Annotated in this window: 14 protein-coding genes; 5 read left to right on the top strand and 9 right to left on the bottom strand. The window is 57.8% G+C overall.

The features are described 5' to 3' along the window. Positions 1-72 precede the first annotated feature (72 nt). The gene (locus tag SH410x_RS20125; protein WP_473670289.1) at positions 73-951 is read right to left on the bottom strand and encodes an EamA family transporter; all 879 of its coding nucleotides are present in this window, start codon (positions 949-951) and stop codon (positions 73-75) included. 651 nt (positions 952-1602) lie between these two features. Here SH410x_RS20125 and SH410x_RS20120 point away from each other — a divergent pair. Further along, positions 1603-2490 (top strand): hypothetical protein, encoded by an 888-nt coding sequence (locus SH410x_RS20120; RefSeq protein ID WP_473670287.1) that lies wholly within the window; start codon positions 1603-1605, stop codon positions 2488-2490. 267 nt (positions 2491-2757) lie between these two features. Here the strand turns inward: SH410x_RS20120 and SH410x_RS20115 are convergent, their stop codons facing one another. Together SH410x_RS20115 and SH410x_RS20110 are read right to left on the bottom strand one after the other, a co-directional pair. After that, the gene (locus SH410x_RS20115; RefSeq protein ID WP_473670285.1) at positions 2758-3828 is read right to left on the bottom strand and encodes a hypothetical protein; all 1071 of its coding nucleotides are present in this window, start codon (positions 3826-3828) and stop codon (positions 2758-2760) included. Between the two features lie 178 nt (positions 3829-4006). Then, positions 4007-4705 carry a TraX family protein gene (locus SH410x_RS20110; protein WP_473670283.1) on the bottom strand — a complete coding sequence of 233 codons (699 nt, stop codon included), beginning with the start codon at positions 4703-4705 and terminating at the stop codon, positions 4007-4009. Between the two features lie 337 nt (positions 4706-5042). Between SH410x_RS20110 and SH410x_RS20105 the strand changes: the two genes are divergently transcribed. Then, positions 5043-6458 carry a DUF1598 domain-containing protein gene (locus SH410x_RS20105; RefSeq protein ID WP_473670281.1) on the top strand — a complete coding sequence of 472 codons (1416 nt, stop codon included), beginning with the start codon at positions 5043-5045 and terminating at the stop codon, positions 6456-6458. Between the two features lie 150 nt (positions 6459-6608). Further along, complete coding sequence (locus SH410x_RS20100) at positions 6609-6788, top strand: hypothetical protein (RefSeq protein WP_473670280.1); 180 nt, start codon at positions 6609-6611, stop codon at positions 6786-6788. A gap of 374 nt (positions 6789-7162) precedes the next feature. On the opposite strand, the gene SH410x_RS20095 is transcribed toward SH410x_RS20100, so the two are convergent. The 4 genes from SH410x_RS20095 to SH410x_RS20080 all read right to left on the bottom strand — a co-directional run bounded on the left by SH410x_RS20095 (position 7163) and on the right by SH410x_RS20080 (position 10613). Then, entirely contained in the window at positions 7163-8470 is a 1308-nt protein-coding gene (locus tag SH410x_RS20095) for a hypothetical protein (RefSeq protein WP_473670264.1), read from the bottom strand. After that, positions 8451-8813 (bottom strand): hypothetical protein, encoded by a 363-nt coding sequence (locus SH410x_RS20090; RefSeq protein ID WP_473670265.1) that lies wholly within the window; start codon positions 8811-8813, stop codon positions 8451-8453. The genes SH410x_RS20095 and SH410x_RS20090 overlap by 20 nt, the downstream gene beginning before the upstream one ends. Before the next feature lie 149 nt (positions 8814-8962). Then, positions 8963-10270, bottom strand: coding sequence for a hypothetical protein (locus tag SH410x_RS20085; protein WP_473670264.1), 1308 nt, complete (start codon positions 10268-10270; stop codon positions 8963-8965). Continuing rightward, positions 10251-10613, bottom strand: a complete 363-nt coding sequence (locus SH410x_RS20080) for a hypothetical protein (RefSeq protein WP_473670265.1) — start codon at positions 10611-10613, stop codon at positions 10251-10253. The genes SH410x_RS20085 and SH410x_RS20080 overlap by 20 nt, the downstream gene beginning before the upstream one ends. A gap of 232 nt (positions 10614-10845) precedes the next feature. Here SH410x_RS20080 and fliN point away from each other — a divergent pair, with 232 nt between their 5' ends. Next, the gene (fliN, locus tag SH410x_RS20075; protein WP_473670278.1) at positions 10846-11271 is read left to right on the top strand and encodes a flagellar motor switch protein FliN; all 426 of its coding nucleotides are present in this window, start codon (positions 10846-10848) and stop codon (positions 11269-11271) included. Continuing rightward, entirely contained in the window at positions 11268-12056 is a 789-nt protein-coding gene (locus SH410x_RS20070) for a FliO/MopB family protein (RefSeq protein ID WP_473670276.1), read from the top strand. Before fliN ends, SH410x_RS20070 begins: the two co-directional genes overlap by 4 nt. Here the strand turns inward: SH410x_RS20070 and SH410x_RS20065 are convergent. Then, positions 12053-12658, bottom strand: a complete 606-nt coding sequence (locus SH410x_RS20065; RefSeq protein WP_473670274.1) for a lysophospholipid acyltransferase family protein — start codon at positions 12656-12658, stop codon at positions 12053-12055. The genes SH410x_RS20070 and SH410x_RS20065 overlap by 4 nt on opposite strands. Positions 12659-12799: 141 nt before the next feature. Further along, positions 12800-13801 (bottom strand): PEP-CTERM sorting domain-containing protein, encoded by a 1002-nt coding sequence (locus SH410x_RS20060; RefSeq protein WP_473670272.1) that lies wholly within the window; start codon positions 13799-13801, stop codon positions 12800-12802. Positions 13802-13884 lie beyond the last annotated feature (83 nt).

Raw genomic sequence — 13884 nt, 5'->3', positions numbered from 1 at the left:
TTATGCGGAATAATTAATCCGAACCTGCTTATCGTGGGTAAATCGATCTGTTCTGCTGGGGAGCCTGCTCCATTAGTCGCCCGCAGCAATCACGACGACGACCGCGGCAGTCAGGACGGCCGCTCCGAGAAACCGGGTGAGCAGGGTTGAGCGACTCAAGTTCGCCTCGCTTCCCCCCCAGATCCGAGCGGCCATCCAGGCGAGCCCCACGCCCCACAAACCGCGTAGCGCATACACGACGTTCACACGCGCGGCGTCACCGAACATGCCCACCGCCAACACGATGCAGAGCGCTTGTAACGACACTAGGACGGCACCTGGCAACGCGAGTTTCTGGATTTTGACACTGTTTAAATCCGACCATTGGACCCAAGGCACTAGCAGCAACGAGACGCCGCCGACGGCCCAGTAGATCGCTGGCAGCAATCGACCGGCCCCCCACTCGGGCGACCAACGCTGCACCAAAACGTCAAAGGTCGCAAAACAACAGGCTGCCGAAAATGCAAATGCGAGTGTCAGCCATAGGTGATGCCGTTTGCCCTCACCGGTCCACTGAATCAATCCGATACCCAGCGTCGCTAAACATGCTGCAATCCAAATCGAAAATCGCAGAGGTGTCGCCTCCACAATGGTCAACAGCAGCGCCACGACGATAACCTTGAGCCCAAACACCGGTGTCGCGACGGAGACATCTCCCTTTTGAATTGCCAAAAAGGTGAACGACAGCCCCATCATATAAAGACCCGCGATCAGCACAGGCTGCCACCATGTGCTGACGGGCGGCGTGTCGCCGCCCAGCAACCACAGGAACGAGAATACGGCGGACGCACTGATGTTGGACAAGAATACAAATGTCAGCGGCCCAATCCCCGCCAGACTGGCGCGTTTGGTGAAGATCATGCCACCGACAAACAGCAGGCTTGCTAGCAGCGGTAGTAGAAGATGCGTCATGCGGGGCAGCTTATCCGTTCGAGTATCACGCCGTCCCACTGACTTCTTCGCCCTCGGCGAAACCAAAATGAGTCGAGTGCAGAAAGGCACCAGGGAACACCGCCAACCCGTCTCAGCACCAGTGCGCTACCGCGGATTCCCCGTTCGTCCGGAAACGCGAATACAAAGAAAATCGGTGTTGCGATGATGTTCATTTTCCAATGGCTTGGCGGACCGTGAAGTGGAAGCCGCGCGGATTGTTGTCAGGCGGGAGTTTCTCGTGGCGCCACGTGGCGCCCTGGTAAGATCCTGTCAACGAACCAGAGGACGTTCGGACGAGAGCATACTCCCAATGCATCCCGGTGTGCTCACCCAAGGCTTCGATGGGCACCAAGACCTCAGGATCATTTCCTTCGCCAAAAGCGAAGACGACTCTGTCAACGGCGAGCCTGTTTTAACGATGGTCGGAATCTTGCCGTCTGCGGGGGCGAAGTGAATCAGGGTGCGCCATTACCTGCCCACCCGAGTTTGCGACGTTGACTCGATGTGCCTCGTTAATCCGGTCTGCAGTCTGGTTGAGGGCACCGTAATTTTTGATTCGGGGGTTCTGCTGGGGAAAAAATCCACTGCGTTGACCAACACAGGCACTCGGGACGCACTACCATAGACAGTATGTCTACAATGCATCCTCTCAACATCGTCCATGCGGTGAGTGCGATTTCGTTCCTCGCCCTTTCGTTGTGGTGTCATCCGCTGTGTTTCGGTCAAGCTGCCCAGAGCGGCGCGGGCGGGAGGGCGGCGGGGTCGGAGTTCAGTGAGGAGCGTCAACAAAGCCGACACGATTTGTATCGCTCGATTGCCAGCGGTTTGAAATTTGTTCCGTCTGGCGGGTCGCTCAAGCCGCTGCGGCTGGGCGATGCTCCCGCGTTGACCTGGGCATCGCTGGGCGGGTGGTCGGGAGATGTGTTTGTCTGGGCCGGCAATGGGCGAATTCAAATGGTCGGTTGTGTTGGATCTCAGGAAACCGACGCCTACCGGAATGTGTTTCTGGAGTTCCATTCGTTCGCGAGCTCCCCTATGGACGATGTCCGGCTGGATCGATCGGTGGCATGGAAAGTCCCTGTCGACGCGAATTCAGCTCTTCCCATCCCCGGAGCTCCCGTACCATCATCTTCCGCCGGCCGGCGACTGCTCCAGCTCCGCATGCTGGCCAAATGGTTCTCGGTGGGCATGCAGGTTACCGACGAAAGCAAGGAATCGTCTCTGCGGCTCCTCCCTCAACCCTTGGCGCGCGAAACGAACGATGCGACCACGGTGATCGACGGCGCCCTGTTTGCGTTTGTCTCGTCAGCGGGAACCGACCCGGAGGCTCTGCTACTGATCGAAGCATGCAGGGTTGATGAACAACTCACATTCACCTGGCAAGCCGCTCGATTGACCACTCGCGAGATTTGGATGTCCATGAAGGATGAAGAGATTTGGCGTGCGCCTCCCTTCACAAACTATTCCCCCGGTTCAACGATCACCACGTCCTACTTCTTCCACAGCGCCGAGGACTGAGACAGAGCCATCGGACCGCGAGATCGACGGTGCACGCGTTTCTCTGAACGGACCAGTCCGTCGGTCCGATTCAGCGTGGAATTCTCCTGACGGGCGGAGCCGTTAGCGACAGCGAGATCATCGAACATGTCGAATTCAAGGTCGCTAAAAGGCGGCTAAACGATTGATGTTAACTTTGGAATCGACGTTCTCGCGAACGTAGGTACGCGACGACTCATTCACGGTCGCTTAGCCGGCCATGGATCCGTCTACCGACGGATCATGGGTTTATGATTCGAGCAGCAACGCGACAGCGTCGAGGTAGCGTCGGATCACGTCGGCGCTGACGTCCTCGAATCCTGTCGTTTTGTGACGTAGGATCGATAGTTTCAGCGATTCGATCACATCGGCTAAATCATCGGGGAGTGCTGGCAAGCCGGCAAACGGTTGCAGCGGCGAGGGGGCGTCTTTGTCGGCGACCGCCATCCCACCACCGCCATCGGCACCGTTGGCATCGTTCATGTGGTTGCCTTCGGGCAGGGCAGCGAGTTCCGCTTCGTCACCAAAATCGGGTGCTTCGTAGGCAGGGCCTGAGGCCACCCCATCGGTGTCCCCATCGTAGTCTCGGGTTGAACTGCCACCTTGCGCCGGTGCGGTGCCCAGATCGGGCGTGTCCTCATCGATATCGACCTCGACGATTTGGCTGCTGCCGGGGCGATCCGATTCGATCGCGCCGTTCGCTTTCCAGCGTTGCTCACGCATCGCCGATACCGACCATTTCTCTTCGACGGCACCTTGCAACCACAGCGCTGCATCTTCCCAGTCGAGCGCCGCCAGGAAATGACTCCAGTACAGCTTCGGATACGTCTCAGCTTGCTCGCTGAAGCGATCATGGACTCGACGCAGCCGACCAACGTGGGGGGACGTCACGCCGCCAACACGCGAGGCCCAGGCTTCATCGGAGTAATCGGTAACCGGTGCGCCAGCCTCAATTAACGCGGCTCGCCACTGGCTGATGATCCGTCCTTTTTCCCAGTTCGTGGTGCTGATCAACGAATTCCAACGTCCCACGAAGGGTTGTTGCAAGTCGACGAGTTCCTCATCGCTGCCCACGGGTTGGAACCGAGATGCTGCCGACAGGTCGGCGGGCGCGGACTCGACCTCCATTGATGCGGGCGACTCCTCGGTGTCGGAGTCGTCTGCGGCGCAGTCCTCTGCCATGCTCGGCGACTCCAGGTCCTCCTCGCACTGCTCCGATGTGATATTCATCTCATCCGGGACATCCTCGTAGACATCCGAGGCGTCGAATCGAGGATGGGATAGTTCAGGGGCGGAGGCGTCAATATCTTCAGGTGTCATCGGCTTCTACTTGCGGGGGGAAATTGGCTCCATCTCAGAGTCACATACGCTACCGTCTCAGGGTAGGATCCGTGAAGATTCCTACGCCCATTTCATCGATTCTTAACCACTACAGGTGCCAATCGCACGGGCCGGGAAAGCCGTGCGGTGTGGGAAAACTGTCTGAGTCAGGCCTCGTTCAGCCAGTTAGCCTCGAGATTGCCACCGACGCGCCGAAAATCAGGTAGTACTGAGCGGCATACGATTTCAAGGGATTCTGTCCGAGCCACTGTAGCCCTGGGACGGAAATATCCGGATATCGCTCGGCCAACCACAGCAAGAGCGTGGCGGGGAGGATGAACAAAAACAGCAGTGGGGAGACGCTGCCAGGCGTTAATGCTGCCGCCGGAAAATAGAAAACCGCCATCGCAGCGGCGACCCAACAGGCCATTTTGCCACCATAGCGGGCATGCAAGCTGCCCAGGGCAACGAAGCCGAGCACGATCGACAGCGGGAAATCCATCGGTCCACCGCTGGGCCAACCGTCCGTGGGATCGACCGGATAGAGCAACGCGGCGATCACCAAAAAAGGGAAAAACCGACCACAGGCAACGCCGATGGCGGCGGCGATCAACAGACTGCAGAGAATATCGAGGCACCCATAGGTGGGGTAGAAAATCAAGTTCACCAGCACTGCGGTGGCCGCAATCTCCACAAAACGGCGGGCTCGCCAGGTTCGCGTCGTCGGCAGGAAATACCCCATCAAGACGCAGAACAGTGGCATTGCCAACCGCATCGCAATCCGCACTGACGAATCACTGACGTATTGACCTAGCAGCAAATCGACCATATGGTCGACGACCATCATGACAATTGCCAAGCCACGCAGCGTATCCATCGATGCGTTGCGCGGCCCTGATTTTTTTCCTGAGTTTTCTTGTTTCTCAGCACCCGATGAATTTTGACGGTTCCGCTGGGGACTGGCAAAATGACGATCTCGGACCGCACGTGGGGAACTCCCAACCGGGGATTTCCTCCCGATCGCAGGTGAGCGTCGTTTTCGATTGTTTCGGCTTCGAGTCACGGCCATTGCAACGTACGGGGAAATGATTGCGGCCTCAGAAATTCCGTTGAGTTTGCCGCCAATACTAACTAACATAGCACGGGGTTGCTGGACAAACCCGCGCCTTCTCCTCCCATACAATGCCTTTCACTTTTCTGTAAAGAGTCCCCTGATGCGATTCCTTCGTGACCAATCTCGACTTCGCATTTCGATGCCCTTGGTTCTCTCTCTGGCGTTGACCCTGGTCTACACGGCCTCTGCGACAGCCAATAACAACAACGACGACAATACCGACATTACCATTGGTCAGCCGATTGCTGGCGTCGATGTGGATGCCAATGGGGTGTTGAAGATGCGTATGGTCGATCCCCGATTGGCCCGCCAAAGACTGATGCAGGTCCTTCGCGCCGCTCAAGTCGACGACGTGATGAAACGCAGCGAATTGCGTAAAGTGTCACTGAATCGCCTTGAACAGGCGATCGACGAGCAGATTCAGGCCGACCGCCCACTGAGTGATGACATTCTCGCGGTCGCCGGTTTGAACACCATTGAATACGTCTTCTATTATCCCGAGACCAAAGACATCGTCGTCGCTGGGCCCGCCGAGGGTTTCGTGGCCGATCCAACGGACCGATTCGTCGGGATTCACTCGGGACGACCAACCGTGTTGCTCGAAGACCTCGCGACCGTACTTCGCGCTTATGCGCCCGCGTCGCCCCCAACCCGCGTGATCTCAGTGTCCATCGACCCGACCCCCGAGGGGCTCGCCCGGATGCAGAAATTCCTGCGTGCGATGGGCGGCCAAGCCAACCGAGGTGATACGATGCGATTGGTGCAGGGACTCAAACAAAACCTTGGCTTGCAGACGGTTACGATCGAAGGCATCCCTGCTGCGACACACTTCGCCCGCGTGCTCGTCGAAGCTGATTATCGCATGAAATTGATTGGTATTGGGCTCGAACAGCTGCCAGTTCCCGTCCGCAGTTATGTCTCCCGGACCAGCCCCCAAACGGTTGCCGCCAACTCCATGGAACGTTGGTATTTCCAACCGAATTACGATGGCGTCTCGGTCAGCGAAGATGGCTTGGCAATGCGAATCAATGAACGTGGTGTGCAGTTGGTCGGCGAAGCCGAACGCGTGATGGGAAATGGAAAACGAGTGAGTGCAGGCCGCACCAATCGGGCCAGCCAAGCGTTCACCAAGGAGTTCACCGAGAAATACCCGCTCATCGCCAGTCGCGTGCGAGTCTACGCAGAGCTGCAACAGCTCATCGACTTAGCCATTGCGGCGGCCTACATCCAAGAACAGGACTTTTATGCCCAGGCCGATTGGACAATGCCTGTCCTGGGTGATGAATCCAAGCTGCCCGTCGAGACCTACACGGCACCGGAACAAGTCGAAACGGCCGTCAACGCAATTTGGCGTGGCAATACGTTGATGACCCCTTTGGGCGGTGGCGTCAGTGTGCAGCCGGGAGTGGCGCTCAACAGCGAGCATGTTGAAGTCGATACAGACGGCGAGAATGATGAGGTGAAGAACGTTGCTGGGCCGAAAAACCTACAGCCCGGCCAATGGTGGTGGGACTGAGCAACCTTACCCGTTCGCACTCACCAAGGACTTGTCGCCACCGAATCTCGCCCTATGATGGAAAGGTCGGCGTTGCCCTGCGGATTAATTCCGCAGGGCTGCCAAATCCTCATATCCCTTTCCTGTGTCCTTGTGTCAGAAAGTTCTATCGTGTTAACTGAATCCACCGTTGAAAGCATGTTTCGGGAACTCGTTTCGGCACCCAATCCGACCGAAGAAACATTCGACAAAGCCGAAGATCTTCTGGAAGCTGAACTGCGTGACGAGAGCCCGCTGCGTCACCGACTAACCGTCGAACTGGACGAACTGCGATCCATCGCAGCAAAATAGTCGCAGTCACAGTAAAATAGTCCTTGGGATTTAGATGCCGCTGCCAGCGATGTGGGCTGGCGGATGAGCATCGCGTTGGGCTTTGACGAGCTCGCCATCGCGGAACTCGCCAAGGGTTTTCGAGCCTCGTTGATAGCCTCCCCGGGCTGCGGTCCGAAGGTGTTGGCGACATCCGCCACCGTTTCGTGATGAACTCTTCGACGTCCACCACGATCTTTTCGGATTTTCTAGTAGGCCGGACCATTTGGTGGCCTCGAATCCCGCTCATGCCCTCGAGAGTCGTCACGGTCGCGTAGCGACATCGCCTTTCGGTGCCATCCCCACCTCAAAAGCAGACATGCGCCGCAGGAACCAAGGGTGCATGACAGGGTTTGTTAGGTAACTTTGGTTTTGGTCTTGCGATGGCGGAAGCCGTCGTTTCGCTGGCCTCGACGATGCCAGAAGGCGTCTCGGTCGTGCGTTTCGCTCAGGTCGTCCGCTTTGAGCTGCAGTAGTGGCTCAAGCGAATCGTCTCGCCAAAACTTTTCCGTCCCTTTGATCCGCTCGTTGATTTGCTTCTGAGCCGATTCCACGGGCGAGGTGGTCACTGGAAGTCCCGCACGCCGATAACGAGCATACTGCATCCGCGACGCGTTGTTGCTCAGGTAGGTGATGGCCCGACGCAGGTCTTCGGGAACATCTTCGTGACCGGCAGCTTGCTGTTGCATCGCCGTGATGACTCGATCGACATCACCGCTCCACGTCCACTCGAGCCACTGGATATACAACTGCCAGCCATCTTCGATCCGCCCGCAGGATGCGATCGCACCGCCGTAGACGTAAGCCAAGGCGTGCATGATGTCGACGATCGGCGTGTAGTGCGAGAAGTGACTCGACCACAGCGACCAGTTCACTTTCAAGCCGTCGCCCATGAAGGCTTTGATTTTGGCTTTGTTAAAACCACGCCGATACGCCTCGGCCGCCAACGCCAACCCGAGATGATCATATCCCAGTCGGGTCGCAACGATCGTTTGTACCAACGGATCACCGCCGCTCCAACGCTTGTGATCCTTGCGTGACGACTTGCTGTTTTGGCTGGCTGGTTCTGCCGAAGCTGATTGCTTTGATGACGGCTGGCTGTCACGCGATGGCTCACTCTCAGGTTCGCCTGAATCACTTGATGAACCGCTGCTGCGATGGATTTCATTCACTTTGGGAATAATCCACAGCGGATCTTTCAAACATTCTGGGACCTCGGGGTGAGGGTCCACGTCCGATGGCCTGGACTGATACGTTTGCAGCACGCCGGCCTGAGTCTCTCGCCACCAACGGTGCTTTTTGTCGCTCGGTTTGTCCTGCCCCCAAAGCGAATCGCGAATCTGAGCACGACCGCCGTCACCCTGTATCACTGCGGCACGTCCGCTCCAATCATTTGCTGGTGCATCGTGGCTTTGGCCGTGCTGTTGCTCGGGGATGCTCGCGGCGGTGTAGCGATCAATGCTTTGTTGCTGTTCGCCGAGTCGTTCGTTGCCGATGCGAATGGCGATCCGCTGACATTGCTTGGAAGAGATGGTCAGTTCAGCGAGGTCTCGCAGGTTGCGACTGGCCACCGCATAGGAACGGTCTCTCGCTGCGGCGATGGTAACTTTCTGTAGGACTGCGGGCGTTTGCTCGATGTCGATGTCACACTGCAATGTTCTCATCTGAGGGAAAAAAATCGAGGCGGCAAGCCTCGCAATGAGATACGTCGGTTTTGAATTTCACTTGGCCTCGTCTACTTTGCAGCGAGCGATGCTGAGCCTTTTTCGGTGTCATTTCCATACCGCATTTGGGACAGGCGGTCACCGGATCGGCCTCTCGAGACTGCTTGGCGAGCAGTTCGCTCATGACGATTTGCGTGACCCGGTCGACTTCCTCGATGGTCCGTTGCTCGATCGTCATCAAGTTGGCGTTGGCGAGATCGGGAATCCCGCCACCATCGATGAGCCGCTGCATGACGAGGTCAGCGATTTGTTGGGCGGTGGGTGTGGCTGATGCCGATTCCATGGCGATTCCCTCGAAAAGTGTTCTCTAAAGCTCCCAGCCTTCCCGGCTGCACGCCGCAAAGTGTAATTCATATCCAAATTCAAGCCGACCCCAATCCCAGCCGCAAACCCTGTCATGCACCCGGAACCAAGGGTGCATGACAGGGTTTGTTAGGTAACTTTGGTTTTGGTCTTGCGATGGCGGAAGCCGTCGTTTCGCTGGCCTCGACGATGCCAGAAGGCGTCTCGGTCGTGCGTTTCGCTCAGGTCGTCCGCTTTGAGCTGCAGTAGTGGCTCAAGCGAATCGTCTCGCCAAAACTTTTCCGTCCCTTTGATCCGCTCGTTGATTTGCTTCTGAGCCGATTCCACGGGCGAGGTGGTCACTGGAAGTCCCGCACGCCGATAACGAGCATACTGCATCCGCGACGCGTTGTTGCTCAGGTAGGTGATGGCCCGACGCAGGTCTTCGGGAACATCTTCGTGACCGGCAGCTTGCTGTTGCATCGCCGTGATGACTCGATCGACATCACCGCTCCACGTCCACTCGAGCCACTGGATATACAACTGCCAGCCATCTTCGATCCGCCCGCAGGATGCGATCGCACCGCCGTAGACGTAAGCCAAGGCGTGCATGATGTCGACGATCGGCGTGTAGTGCGAGAAGTGACTCGACCACAGCGACCAGTTCACTTTCAAGCCGTCGCCCATGAAGGCTTTGATTTTGGCTTTGTTAAAACCACGCCGATACGCCTCGGCCGCCAACGCCAACCCGAGATGATCATATCCCAGTCGGGTCGCAACGATCGTTTGTACCAACGGATCACCGCCGCTCCAACGCTTGTGATCCTTGCGTGACGACTTGCTGTTTTGGCTGGCTGGTTCTGCCGAAGCTGATTGCTTTGATGACGGCTGGCTGTCACGCGATGGCTCACTCTCAGGTTCGCCTGAATCACTTGATGAACCGCTGCTGCGATGGATTTCATTCACTTTGGGAATAATCCACAGCGGATCTTTCAAACATTCTGGGACCTCGGGGTGAGGGTCCACGTCCGATGGCCTGGACTGATACGTTTGCAGCACGCCGGCCTGAGTCTCTCGCCACCAACGGTGCTTTTTGTCGCTCGGTTTGTCCTGCCCCCAAAGCGAATCGCGAATCTGAGCACGACCGCCGTCACCCTGTATCACTGCGGCACGTCCGCTCCAATCATTTGCTGGTGCATCGTGGCTTTGGCCGTGCTGTTGCTCGGGGATGCTCGCGGCGGTGTAGCGATCAATGCTTTGTTGCTGTTCGCCGAGTCGTTCGTTGCCGATGCGAATGGCGATCCGCTGACATTGCTTGGAAGAGATGGTCAGTTCAGCGAGGTCTCGCAGGTTGCGACTGGCCACCGCATAGGAACGGTCTCTCGCTGCGGCGATGGTAACTTTCTGTAGGACTGCGGGCGTTTGCTCGATGTCGATGTCACACTGCAATGTTCTCATCTGAGGGAAAAAAATCGAGGCGGCAAGCCTCGCAATGAGATACGTCGGTTTTGAATTTCACTTGGCCTCGTCTACTTTGCAGCGAGCGATGCTGAGCCTTTTTCGGTGTCATTTCCATACCGCATTTGGGACAGGCGGTCACCGGATCGGCCTCTCGAGACTGCTTGGCGAGCAGTTCGCTCATGACGATTTGCGTGACCCGGTCGACTTCCTCGATGGTCCGTTGCTCGATCGTCATCAAGTTGGCGTTGGCGAGATCGGGAATCCCGCCACCATCGATGAGCCGCTGCATGACGAGGTCAGCGATTTGTTGGGCGGTGGGTGTGGCTGATGCCGATTCCATGGCGATTCCCTCGAAAAGTGTTCTCTAAAGCTCCCAGCCTTCCCGGCTGCACGCCGCAAAGTGTAATTCATATCCAAATTCAAGCCGACCCCAATCCCAGCCGCAAACCCTGTCATGCACCCCGGAACCAATCGATTGGCAGATTGGGCTTGCATTCTTGGCCGATTTTGGCGATATGCAAGTACGTCAAAACACCGCATTGATTGAGTTATTAAACCCCAGGGGCCGCGCCGTGAGCACGACGGATAGCGTTAACGACACGCAAGACCAGCTCAACATGGACGATCTCGAGGCCTTGCTCGATGAGGCTTCGCAATCGCTCTCGGCCGCGACAGGTGACGACATGGGCGAGCCAGCCGATGTGGCGAGACCGTTTGCTCTCGGCGATCTCTCGCCATCGGATGTCGATCCGGTCGAGAATTCGATGGAGATGCTCGATGAGGTCGAGTTGGATCTACGCGTCGAACTGGGACGCACCCAGATGCGACTGGAAGATGTTTTGCGGCTGCGCCGCGGCAGCGTGGTGATGCTCGATAAACTCGCGGGCGATCCCGTGGATATTTTTGCCAACGAGCGGCTGATCGCGCGGGGCGAGGTGCTCGTCATGAATGATCAATTTTGCGTCCGCATTACTGAATTGCTAGGGTCCGCCGAGTGAGCACATCATCGATCGAAGCGTCACTGAAATGGTCGCTTGTTGCCGTCCCAGCATTCGCATTATCCACTTTGCTGGGGGCGTCATCGGCGATGGGGCAATCGGTTTCCGCGAACGATTCTGCAGTCCGCGGTAGCGGAGCGTCTGTCGTCGCTCGCAGCGGTGGCTTTCCTTCGCTCGCGCCGCGTTCGCAGGCCGCACACGGGCGTCCTCAGGCAGGCACCACTGAGCAACCGACTTACCGCGTTCTCGACCCATCCGAGGGACGGGTAGATAATGTCGGGTTCCCTCCCGAAGCGTCCGTCGAGGCTGGTGCCGCCGACGACTTGGCGTTGCAGGCGACGCCCGAATCGTCGCGTTCCAAAATGATGGCGCCGCTGGTGACGGTCACCTCGAGTCTCGCCATCGTGCTGGCCCTGTTCAGCGCCCTTGTCTGGGCGGGTCGGAAATTCGGTGGTCGGGCGAGTGGATCGAAACCGCTGCCCGCCGCAGCGCTGACTCCGCTTGGACACGTGATGCTGGACCCGCGGACCAAAATACTGCTCGTCAAATGCGGCCGCCGGATCCTCGTGCTCAGTCAAACGGCGAGCGGGATCACACCGCTCACAGAGGTCACTCACCCCGACGAAGTCCAGGAGCTGATCGCGAACTGTTCCGCCGAAGCCCGTGAGGCGTTCCAGCGAACGCTTCGCGAGATCGAGCGTGAGCCGGCTGGCGAGTTTCGCGATCCGCAGCCCGCTCAGCCACCCACGGCCAGGCAGTCGGGTCGATTATTTGCCTCAGCCTAGCGATCTTTGAGCTGTAAAACCGATTGACGGGCGCGGCGCAGGAAGTCCATTTTCGGCTCGCCAGCCTCCAGGAAGATCGGCGGCCCGATTGTGATGCAGGACAGCAGCGGAACCGGCAAGACTTCTCCCCGCGGCAAGATGCGGTTGAGGTTCTCCATGTAGACCGGCACGAGCTCGAGATCGGGGCGTTTTTTACTGAGATAGTACAGCCCACTTTTGAAGCTGCTCATCTCCTCACCCCCGCTGCGACCGCCTTCGGGGAACAGGATCAATGAGTAGATATCGCCCATTTGGCGGATCATGCTGTCGATCGGGCTTTTGTGGACCTTGATCTCCTGGCGATCGATCAGGAGGGCGTTGAAGCTCTGTGCGATGTGGGGTTTCAACCAACCACCACTCCAGTAATCCTTCGCCGCGACGGGGCGCGTCAGCGCCCGGATCTCGCGCGGCAACGCCGACCACAGCACCACGGCATCGAGATGGCTGGTGTGATTGGCGAAGTAAATTCGCTGGCAGGTGTCTGGTTGGCAATCGATCCAGCGGACGGTGAATCCGCTAAATAGCTTTGCCAACAGCACGATCGCATGGCTGGTGAGGGTCATGGGGGAGAGTTTAGCGACCCCAGGGCAGCCCGCACAATCCACGGTACCGCCAGTCATCGTTGACGATCTCTTTTTCAGCCAATTGAACGCGTTGGCTGATGACTTCGCCGGAGTTCGATCGAAGAGATTCTTCGTCCCGGCTCAGCCTGCTGTGCGGACAGGTTTTCGCGAGTCGGCAGCGGCTTGCTTCTTCACCCGGTACGCAAAAAACAAAGCGACCAACCCCATCAGCCACGTCACTCCTGGTTCGGGAACCGCAACGACGCCCACCCGGAAACCGTCAAGGGCGACGACGGCTTGGATTTGGTCCAGATACGGCAACGCAAAACTGTCGATGCTGTAGTAGTCACCGGTGAGGCCGTCCGTCCCAACACCCATGTGCGTGCCGACGACGACCATCTGGCCATTGATTTCCGTCACTGACGCGCGGCCTGAATCACCGCCCGTAAAATACAACTCATTCGAAGCGGGCAGTCCCCCGGGATTGTCGTAGCGATACGCGACCGCCTCGGTGATGGCTCCCGTATTGAGTTCAATCGGCAGTACGACATCCGCGGTATCAGCGCCTGCTTGATTGTTTTGTACGAACAAATTGACATTGCGCCCCACCAACGAGGCAGGGTCACCTCCAAAAAGCGGCAATGGATCGATTCCGTCGGCAGGCGATATCGGGCTGGCCAGCCGGACCAGCGCCAAGTCGCTCGCATGCACGGTCCCGGCGAGCAAGACGGTGCCGTTATCCAATAAAAAGTCCGAGGTCAGCGTCGTCTGCAAAATCGTTCGCGATTCGGCCACGTAGGAGTGACGGGTTCCATCGGCGGCCACGAACGTCGGGTTGGGCATCCCGACATGCGTGGCGGTGAGGAAATGCTGTGGCGTGATCAACACCGCCTGCGTCAATCCGACGCCCGTGATCAGAGTCTCGTCGAGAAAGAAAGTTGGATTGAGAGGGTCGGGGTCGGCCGGATCGCCCACCACAAACCGATCATTCCGCGCCGCTGAAAAATCGGCGAAAACCGCCGCCGATGCTGAACCGGCATCGATCAACACGGCAATCACAACCATGTGCAGGCCCAGTCGCAGAGCGTGTTTTTGAAGCATCCCCATCTTCTTCTCAACCATCGCATCAGATCCGTTGAACAAAGTGATAATTATCGAATGGGCTTCCAGACCCACTCGACCGCAGCCTCAGGATAGCCAGGTCGATCGAGCAGTGAGTGACGATT

The organism is Rhodopirellula sp. SH410 (genome assembly GCF_055811895.1).
The sequence above is the reverse complement of the archived record's forward strand: the minus strand, read 5'-3'. Positions and strand labels throughout refer to the sequence as shown.